Origin of the sequence: Dactylosporangium aurantiacum, from assembly GCF_000716715.1 — a bacterium.
In the GTDB taxonomy this organism is placed as follows: domain Bacteria; phylum Actinomycetota; class Actinomycetes; order Mycobacteriales; family Micromonosporaceae; genus Dactylosporangium; species Dactylosporangium aurantiacum.
Genome location: NZ_JNYJ01000001.1, coordinates 433,691 through 451,160 on the forward strand (window position 1 = coordinate 433,691; position 17,470 = coordinate 451,160).

Below are 17,470 nucleotides of genomic sequence, written 5' to 3' on the forward strand. Positions count from 1 at the left end.
TGTGAGCTGGACCAACGCCGAGCGTGATCCGCCGTCGCCGGACGCGGATCCGCTCGAGCACCTGCTCTTCCGCCAGCACCACGTCATCTCCCGCCGCCAGGCCCTGCGCCACCTGACCCGGCACGCGCTCGACCATCGGGTCCGGTCAGGCCGTTGGCAGCAGCCGGTGCGTTCGTTGTACGTGGCGATGACCGGCCCGATCGGGGTACCGCAGCGGCGCTGGATGGGCGTGCTGGGCAGCCGCGGGCCGCTGGCGGCGTTCAGCGCGCTCGAGGCGCTCGGCCTCAAGGGCTATGCGAAGCGTTACACCGAGGTGCTGATCACAGCCGAACGCAGAGTCAGGACCGCGCTGCCGGAAACGGTGATCAGGCGCACGGCGGTGCTGACCCGGGAGGATGTGCTGCTGCGGGGGCTGCCCCCGGCCACGGTGGCGGCCCGGTCGCTGGTGGACGCGGCGCAGTGGGCCGGTGACGACGCGGAGGCGACGGCCGTGGTCGCGGCGGCGTTCCAGCAGCGGCTGGTCGCGGGTGACGAGGTGCTCGATGTGCTCGGCCGGCTGCAGGGCGTGCGGCGTGAGGCGCTGATCCGGCAGGCCGTGCATGACGCCCGCGGCGGCTCCCACTCGATCTCCGAGGTGCAGTTCCTGCGGCTGTGTCGGCGTAACGGGCTGCCCGAGCCGAGCCGGCAGGTGGTGCGCACGGACGCCCGGGGGCGTCGGCGCTACCGGGACGCGCTGTTCGAGGAGTGGGGGATCCACGTCGAGGTCGACGGTGCGCAGCACATGGAGGTCCGGGCCTGGGCCGCTGACATGACCCAACACAATGAGATCGCGATCTCAGGTGGCCGGTTGCTGCGGTTCACCGCGTGGCAGCTCCGTCGCGACCCGGCCACCGTCGTACGGCAGCTGCGGGCGGCACTGTGGGCGGCGGGCTGGCGTCCCGGTTGACCTTGGACGATCGTGCCGGTCCTGACCGGTCAAAGTGTCCAAGGTCAACTCGAGGTCCGGAAAAAGGGGGCCGCGCAGCGGCCCCCTTCTTCCGGACGGTCAGGACTGGAACAGGCTGCGCGGGTCGGTGACCAGCACGCCGTGCTCGTTGAGCCGCTCGACCAGGCCCGACGGCGAGGCGTCGTAGACGATGGCGAGGGCGCGCAGGTCGTCGGCCCGGATGGACAGGACCCGGCCGTTGTAGTCGCCACGCTGCTGCTGGATGGCCCGGGCGTAACGGGCCACGTAGGCGAGGTCCTCGGCGCCGGCGTCGTACAGCCGCTCCAGGTCCAGGACGATCTTGTTGGTGGGCTCGTGCCGGACGCCGCTGCCCTCCGGCAGCAGCTCGGCGACGGGGACGCGGTAGAACTCGGCCAGCTCGGCCAGGCGGGACACCGTGACGGCCCGGTCGCCCCGCTCGTACGAACCGACGACGACGGCCTTCCAACGCCCTGCCGACTTCTCCTCGACACCCTGCAGAGACAGCCCCTGCTGCTGTCGGATGGAGCGCAGGCGAGCACCAAGAGACTTGGCGTACTCAGACGGCATACGGACACTCCCAGTCACTGGCCTGAGGGGTTTCCCCAGCGATCGCTACGGAGCGTGACCGTAACTGGCGGAAGACGCGTGGTCAAGTGGTCGAGACCCATCCGTTGCCCAGGTCAGGGCGGTTGTTAGGGTGGTTGGCGTTCGACGTCCTTTAACGACCCGTCCGGTGAGGCGGGGAAGGAGGTCTGGTTTGTCGTCCCCGACAACCGGCGCTGAGCTGGGCAAAACCATCCTAACGGCGGCAGATGTCGCCCGGGTGGTGGACCGGATTGCCCATCAGATTCTGGAAAAGACGTCCGGCGCGGCCGAAACGGTGCTGCTGGGCATACCTACCCGGGGCGTACCCCTGGCGCGCCGGCTGGCCGCGCGGATCGCCACGTTCGAGGGCGTGACCATTCCCGTGGGTGTGTTGGACATCACGCTCTACCGGGATGACCTCCGCCTGCAGGCGACGCGTGCGCTGGGTCACACGGAGGTGCCGCCGGGCGGCCTCGACGGGCGGCGGGTGATCCTCGTCGACGACGTGCTGTTCTCGGGCCGGACCGTGCGCGCGGCGCTCGACGCGCTCAAGGACCTCGGCCGGCCGCGGATGGTGCAGCTGGCGGTCCTTGTCGACCGGGGGCACCGGGAGCTGCCGATCCGGGCCGACTACGTCGGCAAGAACATCCCGACGTCGATCGAGGAGAGCGTCCGGGTCTTCACCGCCGAGCACGACGGCGAGGACGCCGTGATGATCGTGAACAAGGGCGGGGTGAAATGATCAAGCATCTGCTCAGTGCCGCCGACCTGGACGCCGCGACCGCGACCCTCGTGCTGGACACCGCGGCGGAGATGGCGAGCCTGGCGGGGCGCGAGGTGAAGAAGCTGCCCGCGTTGCGCGGGCGCACCGTGGTGAACCTGTTCTACGAGGACTCGACCCGGACCCGGATCTCGTTCGAGGCGGCCGCGAAGCGGCTGTCGGCGGACGTCATCAACTTCTCCGCGAAGGGCTCCAGCGTCTCCAAGGGTGAAAGTCTCAAGGACACCGCGCTGACCCTGCAGGCGATGGGCGCCGACGCGGTCGTGGTGCGCCACCCCGCCAGCGGCGCGCCGCACCGGCTCGCCAACTGGGTGGAGGGCAGCGTCGTCAACGCCGGCGACGGCACGCACGAGCACCCCACGCAGGCGCTGCTGGACGCGTACACGATGCGCAGCCGCCTCGGCCGGCTCGCCGGGCTGAACGTGGCGATCGTCGGCGACGTGCTGCACTCCCGGGTGGCCAGGTCCAACGTGCAGCTGCTGCACACCCTCGGCGCGAAGGTGACGCTCGTCGCGCCGCCGACGCTGCTGCCGGTCGGCGTGGACGCGTGGCCCGCCGGGACCTCCTACGACCTGGACGCCGTCGTGCCGGATTCCGACGTCGTCATGATGCTGCGGGTCCAGCGGGAAAGAATGAACCAGGCGTATTTCCCGTCGGAGCGGGAGTACGCGCGACGCTACGGCTTCGACGTGCCGCGCATGCGGCGGCTGCCCGGGCACGCGATCGTCATGCACCCCGGGCCGATGAACCGGGGCATGGAGATCGCGCCGGAGGTCGCCGACTCGCCGCGCTCCACGATCGTCGAACAGGTCGCCAACGGGGTCTCCGTGCGGATGGCCGTCCTCTACCTGCTGCTCGGAGGCAAAGCGTGATCACCAACCTGGGCGAGATCACCATCGAAGATGGGGTCATCGTCCGTATCGACCCGGACAAGAAGGGCCCCCTGGTCGCCCTCCCCGGGCTGGTCGACCTCCACACCCACCTGCGTGAGCCGGGCCGTGAGGACGCCGAGACCGTGGAGTCCGGGTCGCGGGCCGCGGCCCTCGGCGGGTACACGGCCGTCTGCGCGATGGCGAACACGTCCCCGGTCGCCGACACCGCCGGCGTCGTGGAGCAGGTGTGGCGCCTCGGCCGCGAGGCCGGCCTGGTCGACGTGCAGCCGATCGGCGCCGTCACCGTCGGCCTCGGCGGCGAGCAGCTCGCCGAGCTCGGCGCGATGGCCGACTCCGCGGCGCGGGTGCGGGTCTTCTCCGACGACGGGCACTGCGTGCACGACCCGCGGCTCATGCGCCGCGCCCTGGAGTACGTCAAGGCGTTCGACGGGGTCATCGCCCAGCACGCCGAGGAGCCGCGGCTGACCACCGGCGCGCAGATGAACGAGGGCGACGTCGCCGCCCGGCTCGGCCTGACCGGCTGGCCCGCGGTCGCCGAGGAGGCGATCATCGCCCGGGACGTGCTGCTCGCCGGGCACGTCGGGGCCCGCCTGCACATCTGCCACGTGTCGACCGCCGGCAGCGTCGAGCTGATCCGCTGGGCGAAGTCGAAGGGGTGGCGGGTGACCGCCGAGGTGACCCCGCACCACCTGCTGCTCACCGAGGACCTCGCCGTCGACTACGACCCGGTGTACAAGGTGAACCCGCCGCTGCGCACCGAGGCCGACGTCCTCGCCCTGCGCCGCGGCCTGCAGGACGGCACGATCGACTGTGTGGCCACCGACCACGCCCCGCACAGCGTGGAGGACAAGGAGTGCGAGTGGGCGTATGCCAGGCCGGGCATGCTCGGGCTGGAGACCGCGCTCGCGATCGTCGTGCAGACGATGGGGCCGCAGTGGGACAGGATCGCCGACTGGATGTCCGCCGCGCCGGCGAAGATCGCCGGGCTGGCCGGGCACGGCCACCCGCTGCAGGTCGGGCAGGTCGCGAACCTCACGATCTTCGACCCGGACGCCAGGTGGACGGTCGACCCGACCGCCCTGGCCAGCAGGTCGCGCAACACCCCTTACGCCGGAATGGAGCTGCGCGGTCGCGTCGAGGCGACCTACCTGCGCGGCGAGCCGACGGTGTTGAACGGAAAGGCGACTCGGTGAAGCGCAGAGCAGCATTGTTGGTACTGGAGGACGGCCGCACGTTTCGCGGTGAGGCCTTCGGCGGCATCGGCGAGACCTTCGGCGAGGCGGTGTTCAACACCGGCATGACCGGTTACCAGGAGACGCTGACCGACCCGTCGTACCACCGGCAGGTCGTCGTGCAGACCGCGCCGCAGATCGGCAACACCGGCGTCAACGGCGAGGACGACGAGTCCGACCGGGTCTGGGTCGCCGGGTACGTGGTGCGCGACCCCGCCCGCACGTACTCGAACTGGCGGGCCACCTGCAGCCTCCAGGACCGCCTCGCGGTCGAGGGGATCGTCGGCATCAGCGGCATCGACACCCGGGCCCTCACCCGGCACCTGCGGGAGCGCGGCGCCATGCGCGTCGGCGTGTCCAGCGTCGACGACGACCGCGACGGGCTGCTGCAGCGGGTCCGCCAGCAGCCGCAGATGCTCGGCGCCGACCTGTCCGCCGAGGTGAGCACCCCGCAGCGGTACACCGTCGAGGCGCAGGGCGAGCACCGGTTCACCGTCGCCGCGGTCGACCTCGGCATCAAGCGCAACGTCCCGCGGCGCCTCGCCGCCCGCGGGGTGACCACCCACGTGCTGCCGGCGAACACCACCCTGGAGGAGATCCGCGCGCTCAACGCCGACGCGGTGTTCTTCTCGCCCGGCCCCGGCGACCCGGCCACCGCCGACGGCCCGGTGCAGCTGGCCAAATCGGTCATGGCCGCGAAGATCCCGCTGTTCGGCATCTGCTTCGGCAGCCAGATCCTGGGCCGGGCGCTCGGCTTCGGCACCTACAAACTGGGCTACGGCCACCGGGGCATCAACCAGCCCGTCATGGACCGCACCACCGGCAAGGTGGAGGTCACCAGCCACAACCACGGCTTCGCCGTCGACGCGCCGCGGGACACCAGGACCACCACCGAGTTCGGCGACGTCGAGGTCAGCCACGTCTGCCTCAACGACGGCGTCGTGGAGGGCCTGCGCTGCCTGGACGTGCCGGCCTTCACCGTGCAGTACCACCCGGAGGCGGCAGCGGGGCCGCACGACGCGGACTACCTGTTCGACAGATTCGCGGAGTTGATGAACACCAATGCCTAAGCGGACCGATCTCCGGCACGTCCTCGTCATCGGCTCCGGCCCGATCGTCATCGGCCAGGCGTGCGAGTTCGACTACTCCGGCACCCAGGCGTGCCGGGTGCTGCGCGCCGAGGGGCTGCGGGTCAGCCTCGTCAACTCCAACCCGGCGACGATCATGACCGACCCCGAGTTCGCCGACGCCACGTACGTCGAGCCGATCACCCCCGAGTTCGTCGAGCAGGTGATCGCCAAGGAGCGCCCCGACGCGCTGCTCGCGACGCTCGGCGGGCAGACCGCGCTCAACACCGCGGTCGCGCTGCACGAGGCCGGGGTGCTCGACAAGTACGGCGTCGAGCTCATCGGCGCCAACATCGACGCGATCCGCCGCGGCGAGGACCGGCAGCTGTTCAAGGACATCGTCGCGAAGGCCGGCGGGGAGACCCCGCGCAGCCGCGTCTGCCACTCCATGGACGAGGTCCGCGCGACCGTCGCCGAGCTCGGCCTGCCGGTCGTCATCCGCCCGTCGTTCACCATGGGCGGCCTCGGCTCCGGCATGGCGCACACCGACGAGGACCTCGAGCGGCTCGCCGGCGGCGGCCTCGTCGCCTCCCCGGTGCACGAGGTCCTCATCGAGGAGAGCGTGCTCGGCTGGAAGGAGTACGAGCTCGAGCTGATGCGCGACAAGCACGACAACGTCGTCGTCGTGTGCTCGATCGAGAACGTCGACGCGATGGGCGTGCACACCGGCGACTCGGTGACCGTGGCGCCCGCGATGACGCTCACCGACGTGGAGTACCAGCGGCTGCGCGACCTCGGCATCGCCGTGCTGCGCGAGGTCGGCGTCGACACCGGCGGCTGCAACATCCAGTTCGCGGTGAACCCGGCCACCGGCCGGCTCGTCGTCATCGAGATGAACCCGCGGGTCTCCCGCTCCAGCGCCCTGGCCAGCAAGGCGACCGGCTTCCCGATCGCGAAGATCGCCGCGAAGCTCGCCATCGGCTACACCCTGGACGAGATCCCCAACGACATCACCCTCAAGACCCCGGCGGCGTTCGAGCCGTCGCTGGACTACGTCGTGGTGAAGATCCCGCGGTTCGCGTTCGAGAAGTTCCCCGGCGCGGACGCCGAGCTCACCACCACGATGAAGTCGGTCGGCGAGGCCATGTCCATGGGCCGCACCTTCCAGGAGGCCCTCGGCAAGGCGATGCGGTCGATGGAGACCAAGGCCGCCGGCTTCTGGACCGCCCCCGACCGGCCCGGCATCGACGCGCTCGAGGCGCTCAAGGTCCCGCACGACGGCCGGTTGTACACCGCCGAACGCGCCCTGCGCGAGGGCCACAGCGTGCAGGCCGTCGCCGAGGCGTCCGGCTTCGACCCGTGGTTTGTCGACCAGATCGCCGCGCTGGTCGACCTGCGCGCCGAGATCCTCAGCGCCGCGGTGCTCGACGAGCCGCTGCTGCGCACCGCGAAACGCGCCGGGCTGTCCGACCGGCAGATCGCCGCGCTGCGCCCCGAGTTCGCCGGCGAGGACGGGGTGCGCAGCCTGCGCCAGCGCCTCGGCCTGCGGCCCGTGTACAAGACCGTGGACACCTGCGCCGCGGAGTTCCGCGCCAGCACCCCGTACCACTACAGCACCTACGAGGAGGAGACCGAGGTCGCCCCGTCGGACAAGCCGAAGGTGCTCATCCTCGGCTCCGGCCCGAACCGCATCGGCCAGGGCATCGAGTTCGACTACTCGTGCGTGCACGCGGTCATGGCGCTGCGGGCCAAGGGCTACGAGACCGTCATGGTCAACTGCAACCCGGAGACCGTCTCCACCGACTACGACACCGCCGACCGGCTGTACTTCGAGCCGCTCACCTTCGAGGACGTGCTGGAGGTCGTGCACGCCGAGAACGAGTCCGGTCGCGCCGGCGGCGGCCCCGGCGTCATCGGCGTCGTCGTGCAGCTCGGCGGGCAGACCCCGCTGGGCCTGGCCCAGCAGCTCGCCGACGCGGGCGTGCCGATCGTCGGCACCTCACCCGAGGCGATCGACCTGGCCGAGGACCGCGGCGCGTTCGGCAAGCTGCTCGCCGCCAACGGCCTCAACGCCCCCGCGCACGGCACCGCGACCAGCTTCCCCGAGGCGAAGCTGATCGCCGACGAGATCGGCTACCCGGTGCTGGTGCGGCCGTCGTACGTGCTCGGCGGGCGCGGCATGGAGATCGTGTACGACGAGGAGACGCTGCGCGGCTACATCGCCCGCGCCACGGAGATCTCCCCGGCGCACCCGGTGCTCGTCGACCGGTTCCTCGACGACGCCATCGAGATCGACGTCGACGCGCTGTGCGACAAGGACGGCGAGGTGTACGTCGGCGGCGTCATGGAGCACATCGAGGAGGCCGGCATCCACTCCGGCGACTCCTCCTGCGTCCTGCCGCCGATCACCCTCGCCGGGGTGCACCTGGACGAGGTGCGCCGCTACACGGTCGCCCTGGCCCGCGGCATCGGCGTGCGGGGGCTGCTCAACGTCCAGTACGCGCTGAAGGACGACAGCCTGTACGTCCTGGAGGCCAACCCGCGCGCCTCGCGCACCGTGCCGTTCGTGTCGAAGGCGACCGCGGTGCCCCTGGCGAAGGCCGCGGCCCGCATCGCGCTCGGCGCCACCATCGCCGAGCTGCGCGCCGAGGGGCTGCTGCCGGCCGAGGGCGACGGCGGCACGCCGCCGGACCACGCGCCGATCGCGGTCAAGGAGGCGGTGCTGCCGTTCAAGCGGTTCCGCACCGTCGAGGGCAAGGGCGTGGACAACCTGCTCGGGCCGGAGATGAAGTCGACGGGTGAGGTTATGGGCATCGACACGTCCTTCGGCCACGCGTTCGCGAAGTCCCAGTCGGCCGCGTACGGCTCGCTGCCCACCGCCGGCACCGTCCTCGTCACGGTCGCCAACCGGGACAAGCGCGGCATCGTGTTCCCCGTGAAGCGCCTCGCCGACCTCGGCTTCTCCATCGTCGCCACCGCCGGCACCGGCCAGGTGCTGCGCCGCTACGGCGTCGCCTGCGAGATCGTGCCGAAGCACTACGAGGAGGGCAACGGCCGCAACGCCGTGTCGATGATCGCCGGCGGCGAGGTCGCCCTGGTGATGAACACGCCGCAGGGCTCCAGCGGCCGGCAGGACGGCTACGAGATCCGCAGCGCCGCCGTCGTCGCCGACATCCCGTGCATCACCACGCTGCCCGGCGCGGCCGCCGCCGTCATGGGCATCGAGGCGCTGCTGCGGGGTGAGATGACGGTCCGGCCGCTGCAGGAGCTGCACGCCGCGCTGCGCGGGCAGCGGTGACCTACGAGCGGCTCGTCCGCCCGGTGCTGTTCCGCCTCGGCGGCGGTGACGCCGAGGCGGTGCACGAGCGGACCCTGCGCTGGCTGTCGCGGATCCCCGGCCGGGGATCCGCGTACAGCCCGCCGGGCGCCCGCCGGACCGTGTTCGGGATCGACTTCCCGAACGCGGTCGGGCTCGCCGCCGGCATGGACAAGGACGGCCGGGCGCTGCGGGCCTGGCCCCGGCTCGGGTTCGGCTTCGTCGAGGTCGGCACCGTCACCTGGCACCCGCAGCCCGGCAACGACCGGCCCCGCCTGTTCCGCTTCCCGCAGCACGAGGCGATCGTCAACCGGATGGGGTTCAACAACGCCGGCGCCCGGGCCCTCTCGGCGCGCCTGGCGCGGCTGGGGCCCCTGCCGGTGCCGCTGGGCATCAGCCTCGGCAAGTCGAAGGTGACGCCGCTGACCGGCGCCGTCGAGGACTACGTCAGCAGTTTCCGGCAGCTGTACGACCAGGGCGCCTACTTCGCCGTCAACGTCAGCTCGCCGAACACGCCCGGGCTGCGCGAGCTGCAGGACAAGGCGCACCTGTCCGCGCTGCTCGGGGCGTTGCACGCGGCGAACCCGGCGGGCAAGCCGGTCCTCGTCAAGGTCGCGCCGGACCTCACCGACACCGCCCTCGGCGAGCTGCTCGACGTGTGCCTCGCCCGCGGCGTCGCCGGGCTCATCGCCACCAACACCACCATCGAACGCCACGGCGTGCCCACCGCCGAGGCGGGCGGGCTCAGCGGCCGGCCCCTCGCGCCACGCGCGCTGCAGGTCGTGCGCTTCGTCACCAAGGAGAGCGGGCTGCCGGTCATCGGTGTCGGCGGGATCACCACCCGCGACGACGTCACCAGGATGCTGGACGCCGGCGCCGCCCTCGTGCAGCTGTACACCGGACTCATCTACCACGGCCCGCGCCTCGTCCGGCAGGCCGTGCAAGCGACAAGGGGGAGCACGTGAGCGATCCGGAGCGGAGCGGAGGAGCCGTGAACCATCAGCTCAGTGTTGGCTCGCGGCGGCGCCGGAGCGTACCGGAGGTGACGGCGTGAGCGGCAGATTCGGTGCGCGGCTGCGGGCCGCCATGGACACGCTGGGGCCGCTGTGTGTCGGGATCGACCCGCACCCCTCCCTGCTGACCGCCTGGGGCCTCTCCGACGATGTCAAGGGCCTGGAAGCGTTCAGTCGGACGGTGGGGGAGGCCCTGGCCGACCGGGTCGCGGTGATCAAGCCCCAGTCCGCCTTTTATGAGCGTTTCGGCTCCAGGGGCATCGCGGTGCTGGAGTCAACTATCCGACAGTTTGACGGGACCCGGACCCTTGTGATTCTCGACGTCAAGCGGGGTGACATCGGCTCCACGGCCGCCGCGTACGCCGACGCGTACCTCGATCCGGCCTCGCCGCTGCGCGCCGACGCGATCACCGTCAGCCCCTATCTCGGCGTCGGCGCGCTGCGCCCGATCATCGACAAGGCGACCGCGGGTGGGCTCGGCGCGTTCGTCCTCGCCCTCACCTCCAACCCCGAGGGCGCCGCGGTCCAACGCGCCGTCGGCGCCGCCGGCGCGACCGTCGCGCAGACCGTCATCGACGAGATTTCGCAGGTCAACGCGGGTGTGACCCCGCTCGGCGACATCGGCGTGGTGATCGGCGCCACCCTCGGGCAGCACGGGCACGACCTGACGAACCTCAATGGCCCGATCCTGGCGCCGGGCCTCGGCGCGCAGGGTGGAAGGGCCGACGGACTCCGCGCCGCGTTCGGTGATCAAGCCCCTGACGTGCTGCCGTCGTACTCCCGGGAGGTCCTCGGCGCGGGCCCCGACGTGGCCACGCTGCGTGCCGCCGCGGAGCGGGCGCGTGACGACTGCGCGGCCGCCCTGGCGGTCACCGCCTGATCATCGGGCCGCCACCGGCCGTCGATCATGCGATACCCACGTTGCCGAAATGGCTCGTGACCGCTAGTTTTCCCGGCGCTAGACCATCAACATTCTTTTCAAGGGACCTGAGGAGACCTGGTGCCGCTCCCGTCACTGAGCCCGGAACAGCGCGCGGCCGCTTTGGAAAAAGCGGCTGAGATTCGTAAGGCTCGCGCTGAGCTGAAGGAGCAACTGAAGCAGGGGAAGACCACCCTCGCTGCCGTGCTCGATCGTGCGGAGTCCGACGACGTCGTCGGCAAGCTTCGGGTTTCGGCCGTGCTGCAGGCGATGCCCGGCATCGGCAAGATCCGCGCGACGCAGATCATGGAGAAGCTGAAGATCGCTGACAGCCGCCGCCTCCGCGGCCTCGGCGACCAGCAGCGCAAGGCACTGCTCGGGGAGTTCGCCGGCGGCAAGTGACTGCCGCCAGGTCCCCCCGGACCAGTGTGAACGCGACGCCCGGACCCCGGATGGGGGCCGGGCGTCGTGCTGTGCCGGCCGCGCTGTGTTGGCTGCGCTGTGTTGGCTGCGCGCCGCAGGCGGCGCGCGGCGGGGGTTCCCACCCGCGGCCCCCATGCTCGCTGCGCTCGCACTTCTCAGGCCGGCTGGACCGGGGGGATCGGGCGCTGCGCTTCCGAGCGCCGTCGTGGCCGGGCTTCCGTTGAGGGCTGGACGGTGGCGGAGCCCGGTGGCCGGCCTTCTCGTCCCGGCCCTCCCCATCCTGGTCTTGTCTGGGTCGAGCCGTGCCCGGATTTTGGTGATACGTGGCTTTCGTGCCATGGATGTTTGGCTATCTTTCGCTATTTGAAGATCTTTCCTGGAGTGGTCACACTTTGGCGAATGGGGGAGTCGTAGAACCCTCCCCGGTTCGCCTCTGCGGGTGGCGGTCGAGGTCAGCGGCGGCCTGGTAAGGTTTACAGGTTCGCGAGCTGTCAATTTGGAAAGTCGTGAGGTTGTTTCGTGGCCGGAACCGTGGCAGACCCCCAGGGCATCACCAATCCGCCGATCGACGAGCTGCTGGAGAAGACCACGTCGAAGTACGCGTTGGTGATCTTCGCGGCGAAGCGCGCCCGTCAGGTCAACGCCTACTACAGCCAGCTGGGTGAGGGGCTTCTGGAGTACGTCGGTCCCCTGGTGGAGACCACGCCGCAGGAGAAGCCGCTGTCCATCGCGCTCCGCGAGATCAACAGCGGGCTGCTGACCGCCGAGCGCATCGAAGAGGTCTAGTCCGACATGCATGCCGGGGACGGCGCCGGTGACCGGCCGCGGGTCGTTCTCGGCGTCGCCGGCGGCATCGCCGCCTACAAGGCCTGTGAGCTGCTGCGGCTGCTGACCGAGTCCGGGCACCGGGTGCGGGTGGTGCCGACCGCGGCGGCGCTCACGTTCGTCGGCGAGGCGACCTGGGCGGCCCTGTCCGGGCAGCCGGTCAGCACCGACGTGTGGACCGGCGCCCACGAGGTGCCGCACGTGCGGCTCGGGCGGGAGGCCGACCTCGTCGTCGTCGCCCCCGCCACCGCCGACCTGCTGGCCAAGGCCGCGCACGGCCTGGCCGACGACCTGCTCACCAACACGCTGCTCACCGCCCGGTGCCCGGTGCTGTTCGCGCCGGCCATGCACACCGAGATGTGGGAGCACCCGGCCACCAGGGCCAACGTCGAGCTGCTGCGGTCCCGCGGGACCGTGGTCCTGGAGCCCGACGTCGGGCGGCTCACCGGCGCCGACACCGGCAAGGGGCGGCTGCCCGCCCCGGCGGAGATCTTCGCCGTCACGCAGCGGCTGCTGCGCCGCGGCGACCTCGGCCCGGACCTGGCCGGACGGCACGTGGTCGTGACGGCCGGCGGCACCCGCGAGCCGATCGACCCGGTCCGGTTCATCGGCAACCGCTCCTCCGGCAAGCAGGGTTACGCGATCGCCCGGGCCGCCGTCGCCCGTGGCGCGCGGGTGACGCTCATCTCGGCCAACGTCGCGCTGGCCGACCCGGCCGGCGCCGACCTGGTCCGGGTCGAGACCACCGAGGAGCTGCGGGTCGCCACCCTGGCCGCCGCCGAGGCCGCCGACGTCGTGATCATGGCGGCCGCGCCCGCCGACTTCCGGCCCGCGGTGTTCGCCCCCGGCAAGATCAAGAAGGTGGACGGGGCCGCGCCGACCCTCGACCTGGTCACCAACCCCGACATCGCCGCCGAGCTCGGCGCCGCGAAGCGGGAGGGGCAGGTGCTCGTCGCGTTCGCCGCGGAGACCGCCGCGATCGAGCAGGCCGTCGCCAGCGGTCACGAGAAGTTGCTCCGCAAGCGGGCGGACCTCATCGTGGTGAACGAGGTGGGCGTCGGCAAGACCTTCGGCGCCGAGCGCAACGAGGCGGTGATCCTCGGCGCCGACGGCACCCGCGACGCACTGCCCGAACTGTCCAAAGACGACCTTGCCGATAGGATTTTGGACACCGTGCTCGCCCGTTTGCCCTGATCATGCCGTTTCCACGGTGCCGTGGCGGCCCGGACTCAACCATGCCTTTATCAAGACACCAGCGTCGGGTCGTACACTGCTGCGAAACCACACAACCGACGCCGTATCCCTGAGGAGCACCATTGGCCCGCCGCCTGTTCACGTCAGAGTCGGTCACCGAAGGTCACCCGGACAAGATCGCCGATCAGATCAGCGACGGCATTCTCGATGCGCTCCTCACGCAGGACGCCCGCAGCCGGGTCGCCGTTGAAACCCTGATCACCACCGGTCAGGTCCACGTGGCCGGCGAGGTGACCACGTCCGCGTACGCCGACATCGCCAAGATCGTCCGTGAGACGATCCTCGGCATCGGGTACGACTCGTCCAAGAAGGGCTTCGACGGGGCCTCCTGCGGCGTGAGCGTGTCGATCGGCGCCCAGTCGCCCGACATCGCGCAGGGCGTCGACTCCGCGCTGGAGGTCCGCGAGGGCTCCGGCAGCGACAACCTCGACCTGCAGGGCGCCGGCGACCAGGGCATGATGTTCGGCTTCGCCTGCAGCGAGACGCCCGAGCTGATGCCGCTGCCGATCGCGCTGGCGCACCGGCTGGCCCGCCGCCTCTCCGCCGTGCGCAAGGACGGCACCATCCCCTACCTGCGGCCCGACGGCAAGACCCAGGTCACCATCGAGTACGACGGGCTGCGCCCGGTCCGGCTGCACACCGTCGTGGTGTCCAGCCAGCACGCGCCCGACATCTCCCTGGAGTCGCTGCTGACCCCCGACGTGCGCGAGCACGTCATCGCCCCCGAGCTGGAGGGCCTGGGCCTGGAGACCGACGGCTACCGGCTGCTGGTCAACCCGACCGGCCGCTTCGAGATCGGCGGCCCGATGGGCGACGCCGGCCTCACCGGCCGCAAGATCATCGTCGACACCTACGGCGGCTACGCCCGCCACGGCGGCGGCGCGTTCTCCGGCAAGGACCCGTCGAAGGTGGACCGGTCCGCGGCGTACGCCACCCGCTGGGTCGCCAAGAACGTCGTGGCCGCCGGCCTGGCCGAGCGCTGCGAGGTCCAGGTCGCCTACGCGATCGGCAAGGCGCACCCGGTCTCGCTGTTCGTGGAGACCTTCGGCACCGAGGTCGTGCCGGTCGATCGGATCGAGAAGGCCATCAACGAGGTCTTCGACCTGCGCCCGGCCGCGATCATCCGCGACCTGGACCTGCTCAAGCCGGTCTACCAGCAGACCGCGGCCTACGGTCACTTCGGCCGCGAGCTGCCGGGCTTCACCTGGGAGCAGGCGAGCCGCACCGCCGAGCTGAAGTCCGCCGCCGGCGCCTGATCAATCCTTCGATGTTGGCCGATCGATCGCATTCCCGGGTTGATCGGCCAACGTCTATTTCTGGACCCGCCGGCGACGCATCACAGGACGGTCTCTTCCCCCAACTGGAGCCGGTCGTCCCGATCAGCGGGCGGGCCGCCGCGGAGCGCGTCGCCGGGCGCGCGAAGACCGCCGGCCGGGCCCGCACCGCGAAGGCCGCCCCGCCCCGCCCGGCGGCCGCCGAGCTGCCGGTCGCGCGGGTGTGCGTGGACGTGCCGCTGCCGCACCTCGACCGGCCCTTCGACTATCAGGTGCCGGCCACCCTCGACGACGCCGCCCGGCCCGGGGTGCGGGTCAAGGTGCGCTTCGCCGGCCAGCCCGTCGACGGCTACCTGCTGGAGCGCGTCGCCGCGTCCGGCCACGAGGGGCAGCTGCTGTTCCTGGAGAAGGTCGTGTCGCCGGAGCCGGTGCTGCGCCCCGAGATCGCCGCCCTGGCCAGGGCGGTCGCCGACCGGTACGCGGGCACCATGTCCGACGTGCTGCGCCTGGCCGTCCCGCCCCGGCACGCCCGCACCGAGCAGGCCCCCGTCGCGCACGGCGTCGCCCGGCCCGTCCCGGCGGTCGAGGAGCACGGCTGGCGGCGGTACACCGCCGGACCCGCCCTGCTGCGCGCCCTCGGCGACGGGCGCCGCCCGCACGCCGTGTGGACCGCGCTGCCCGGCGAGGACTGGCCCGCCCGGCTCGCCGAGGCCGCCGCGACCACGCTCGGCGGCGGCCGCGGCGCGCTGCTCGTCGTCGCCGACGCCCGCGACCTGGACCGCCTCGACGCCGCCATGACCACCGCGCTCGGCGGCACCGGCGCGCACGTGGCGCTGTCGGCGGCGCTCGGCCCGGCCGAACGCTACCGGCGCTTCCTCGCCGCCGCCCGCGGCCAGGCCCGGGTCGTCATCGGCACCCGCGCCGCGTGCTTCGCCCCGGTCGCCGACCTCGGCCTCGTCGCGATCTGGGACGACGGCGACGACCTGCACGCCGAGCCCCGGGCGCCCTACCCGCACGCCCGCCAGGTCCTGCTCGCCCGCGCCGAGCAGGCGGGGTGCGGCGTCATCGTGGGCGGTTTCGCGCGTACCGCCGAAGCCCAGCAGCTCATCGAGGCGGGCTGGGCGATCGAGGTCGCCGCCGCGCGCGACGTGCTGCGCCGGCACATGCCGAAGGTGGTCACCGTCGGCGAGGACGACCAGCTGGCCCGCGACCCGGGCGCCGTGTCGGCCCGGCTGCCCACCGCCGCGTGGCGGGCCGCCCGCGACGCCCTGCAGCGCGACGCGCCCGTGCTCATCCAGGTGCCGCGGCGCGGGTACGTGCCGTCCGTCGCCTGCGCCGAGTGCTACACCGCCGCCCGCTGCCCGAACTGCTCCGGCCCGCTCGCCCTGCCGTCGGCGTCGGCGCCCCCGTCGTGCCGCTGGTGCGGGCGGGTCGCGGCCGCGTACAGCTGCCCGGAATGCGGCAGCAGGCGGCTGCGGGCCTCGGTCGTCGGCGCCCGCCGCACCGCCGAGGAGCTGGCCCGCGCCTTCCCGGACACCCCGGTGCGCACCTCCGGCCGCGACGGCGTCCTCGCCACGGTCCCCGGCGAGGCCTCCATCGTGGTGTCCACCCCGGGCGCGGAGCCCGTCGCGACCGGCGGGTACGGCGCCGTCCTCCTCCTCGACAGCTGGGCCCTGCTCACCCGCGCCGACCTGCGCGCCACTGAGGAGGCCCTGCGCCGGTGGCTGACCGCCGCGTCCCTGACCCGCCACACCGGCCAGGTCGTCGTGGTCGCCGACGCGTCCCTCGCCGTCGTGCAGGCCCTGGTCCGCTTCGACCCCGGCTGGCTCGCCGCCCGCGAGCTCGCCGACCGCCGCGAGCTCGGCTTCCCGCCGGTGGTCCGGATGGCGTCGCTCACCGGCACCCCCGCCGCCGTCGCCGACCTCCTCGCCGTCGCCCGCCTCCCACCGGGCGCGGAGGTCCTCGGCCCCGTCCCCGCCGGCGACGACCAGGAACGCATGCTGGTGCGCACCGGCCGGGCCACCGGCCGCGCCCTGGCCCTGGCCCTGCGCACCGCCGCCGGCCTGCGCTCCGCCCGCAAGGCCACCGACCCCGTGCGGATCCAGGTCGACCCCCTGGACCTGCTGTGAGCGCACCACCGGCGGTCCTCGCCTACGCCGCCGCGGTGGCCGCCACGCTGCACGAGGAGCACCCCGGCACCGTCGGGGTGTACCTGCACGGGTCCGCGGCCCTCGGCGGCTTCCGCGCGGGCACCAGCGACGTCGACATCCTCGCCGTCGTCCCCGGCCCCGTCGCAGTGCCCGGCGCTGATCCCGGTGCCGCGGTGCGGCTCGGCGAACGGCTCGCCGCGGTCCCCGGCTGCCCGGGCAGCGGCCTGGAGCTGAGCGTCATCACCGCCGCGACCGCCGCCGACCTCGGCAGCTGCCCGTTCGAGGTGCACGTCGCCACCACCGACGCACCCGCGCGCATCGTCGCTGGCGACGGCCACCCCGGCGACCCCGACCTGGTCCTGCACGCCACGGTCTGCCGCGAGCACGCCGTCGCGGTCACCGGCCCGCCCCCGCCGGCGGTGTTCGCCCCGGTGCCCCGCGAGCGCGTGCTGGCCGCGATGGTCGAGGAGCTGCGCTGGGCGTCGCTGCGGCACGCCACGGTGTACGCGGTCCTCAACGCCTGCCGCGCCGCCCGGTACGCCGAGGAGGGCACCCTGTGCTCGAAGCTCGCCGGCGGCGAGTGGTTCCTGCGCCGGCACGGCCCCACCCCGGTCGTCGGCGCCGCCCTGACCGCCCAGCGTCACGGCCTCGAGCTGCCCCCACCCCGCGGCCGTATCACCGTCCTGCAGCGGGTCCAGGCCGCGCGGGCGTTCGTCGCCACCGTCCAGGACCAGCTGCGCGCCACCCTGGCGCAGCCGCACCCCTGACCCG

Annotated in this window: 15 protein-coding genes; 14 read left to right on the forward strand and 1 reads right to left on the reverse strand. The window is 72.6% G+C overall.

Annotated elements, in window-relative coordinates; genetic code table 11:
* Position 1 precedes the first annotated feature (1 nt).
* Positions 2–946 (forward strand): PDDEXK family nuclease, encoded by a 945-nt coding sequence (locus OP18_RS01965; RefSeq protein ID WP_033356834.1) that lies wholly within the window; start codon positions 2–4, stop codon positions 944–946.
* Positions 947–1,045: 99 nt separating this feature from the next.
* Here the strand turns inward: OP18_RS01965 and bldD are convergent, their stop codons facing one another.
* Positions 1,046–1,534: a transcriptional regulator BldD gene (gene bldD / locus OP18_RS01970; RefSeq protein WP_033356835.1), complete on the reverse strand. Its 489-nt coding sequence runs from the start codon at positions 1,532–1,534 to the stop codon at positions 1,046–1,048.
* A gap of 190 nt (positions 1,535–1,724) precedes the next feature.
* Here bldD and pyrR point away from each other — a divergent pair, with 190 nt between their 5' ends.
* The 13 genes from pyrR (at position 1,725) to OP18_RS02035 (ending at position 17,466) form a co-directional block, all read left to right on the forward strand.
* Positions 1,725–2,294 (forward strand): bifunctional pyr operon transcriptional regulator/uracil phosphoribosyltransferase PyrR, encoded by a 570-nt coding sequence (pyrR, locus tag OP18_RS01975; protein ID WP_033356836.1) that lies wholly within the window; start codon positions 1,725–1,727, stop codon positions 2,292–2,294.
* Positions 2,291–3,205: an aspartate carbamoyltransferase catalytic subunit gene (locus OP18_RS01980; protein WP_033356837.1), complete on the forward strand. Its 915-nt coding sequence runs from the start codon at positions 2,291–2,293 to the stop codon at positions 3,203–3,205. Before pyrR ends, OP18_RS01980 begins: the two co-directional genes overlap by 4 nt.
* On the forward strand, positions 3,202–4,419 hold the full coding sequence (locus OP18_RS01985) for a dihydroorotase (RefSeq protein WP_033356838.1): 1,218 nt from the start codon (positions 3,202–3,204) through the stop codon (positions 4,417–4,419). The genes OP18_RS01980 and OP18_RS01985 overlap by 4 nt, the downstream gene beginning before the upstream one ends.
* Positions 4,416–5,528 carry a glutamine-hydrolyzing carbamoyl-phosphate synthase small subunit gene (gene carA / locus OP18_RS01990; protein ID WP_033356839.1) on the forward strand — a complete coding sequence of 371 codons (1,113 nt, stop codon included), beginning with the start codon at positions 4,416–4,418 and terminating at the stop codon, positions 5,526–5,528. Before OP18_RS01985 ends, carA begins: the two co-directional genes overlap by 4 nt.
* Positions 5,521–8,823, forward strand: a complete 3,303-nt coding sequence (gene carB / locus OP18_RS01995; protein WP_033356840.1) for a carbamoyl-phosphate synthase large subunit — start codon at positions 5,521–5,523, stop codon at positions 8,821–8,823. Before carA ends, carB begins: the two co-directional genes overlap by 8 nt.
* Complete coding sequence (locus OP18_RS02000) at positions 8,820–9,806, forward strand: quinone-dependent dihydroorotate dehydrogenase (RefSeq protein ID WP_033356841.1); 987 nt, start codon at positions 8,820–8,822, stop codon at positions 9,804–9,806. Before carB ends, OP18_RS02000 begins: the two co-directional genes overlap by 4 nt.
* 85 nt (positions 9,807–9,891) lie before the next feature.
* On the forward strand, positions 9,892–10,734 hold the full coding sequence (pyrF, locus tag OP18_RS02005; RefSeq protein WP_279327118.1) for an orotidine-5'-phosphate decarboxylase: 843 nt from the start codon (positions 9,892–9,894) through the stop codon (positions 10,732–10,734).
* A 120-nt stretch (positions 10,735–10,854) separates the two neighbouring features.
* Positions 10,855–11,175, forward strand: a complete 321-nt coding sequence (mihF, locus tag OP18_RS02010) for an integration host factor, actinobacterial type (RefSeq protein ID WP_033356842.1) — start codon at positions 10,855–10,857, stop codon at positions 11,173–11,175.
* A 540-nt stretch (positions 11,176–11,715) separates the two neighbouring features.
* On the forward strand, positions 11,716–11,982 hold the full coding sequence (rpoZ, locus tag OP18_RS02015) for a DNA-directed RNA polymerase subunit omega (RefSeq protein WP_033356843.1): 267 nt from the start codon (positions 11,716–11,718) through the stop codon (positions 11,980–11,982).
* Between the two features lie 6 nt (positions 11,983–11,988).
* On the forward strand, positions 11,989–13,215 hold the full coding sequence (coaBC, locus tag OP18_RS02020) for a bifunctional phosphopantothenoylcysteine decarboxylase/phosphopantothenate--cysteine ligase CoaBC (RefSeq protein ID WP_033356844.1): 1,227 nt from the start codon (positions 11,989–11,991) through the stop codon (positions 13,213–13,215).
* A gap of 122 nt (positions 13,216–13,337) precedes the next feature.
* Positions 13,338–14,531: a methionine adenosyltransferase gene (gene metK / locus OP18_RS02025; protein WP_033356845.1), complete on the forward strand. Its 1,194-nt coding sequence runs from the start codon at positions 13,338–13,340 to the stop codon at positions 14,529–14,531.
* 245 nt (positions 14,532–14,776) lie between these two features.
* Positions 14,777–16,678 (forward strand): primosomal protein N', encoded by a 1,902-nt coding sequence (locus tag OP18_RS58505; protein WP_033357033.1) that lies wholly within the window; start codon positions 14,777–14,779, stop codon positions 16,676–16,678.
* Entirely contained in the window at positions 16,675–17,466 is a 792-nt protein-coding gene (locus OP18_RS02035; RefSeq protein ID WP_033356846.1) for a nucleotidyltransferase domain-containing protein, read from the forward strand. Before OP18_RS58505 ends, OP18_RS02035 begins: the two co-directional genes overlap by 4 nt.
* Positions 17,467–17,470: the final 4 nt, after the last annotated feature.

Bases quoted from the DNA above. Each gene is read 5' to 3' on its own strand.
- bldD (WP_033356835.1), bottom strand. From the start codon at position 1,534: ATGCCGTCTGAGTACGCCAAGTCTCTTGGTGCTCGCCTGCGCTCCATC.
- OP18_RS01980 (WP_033356837.1), top strand. From the start codon at position 2,291: ATGATCAAGCATCTGCTCAGTGCCGCCGACCTGGACGCCGCGACCGCG.
- carB (WP_033356840.1), top strand. From the start codon at position 5,521: ATGCCTAAGCGGACCGATCTCCGGCACGTCCTCGTCATCGGCTCCGGC.
- coaBC (WP_033356844.1), top strand. From the start codon at position 11,989: ATGCATGCCGGGGACGGCGCCGGTGACCGGCCGCGGGTCGTTCTCGGC.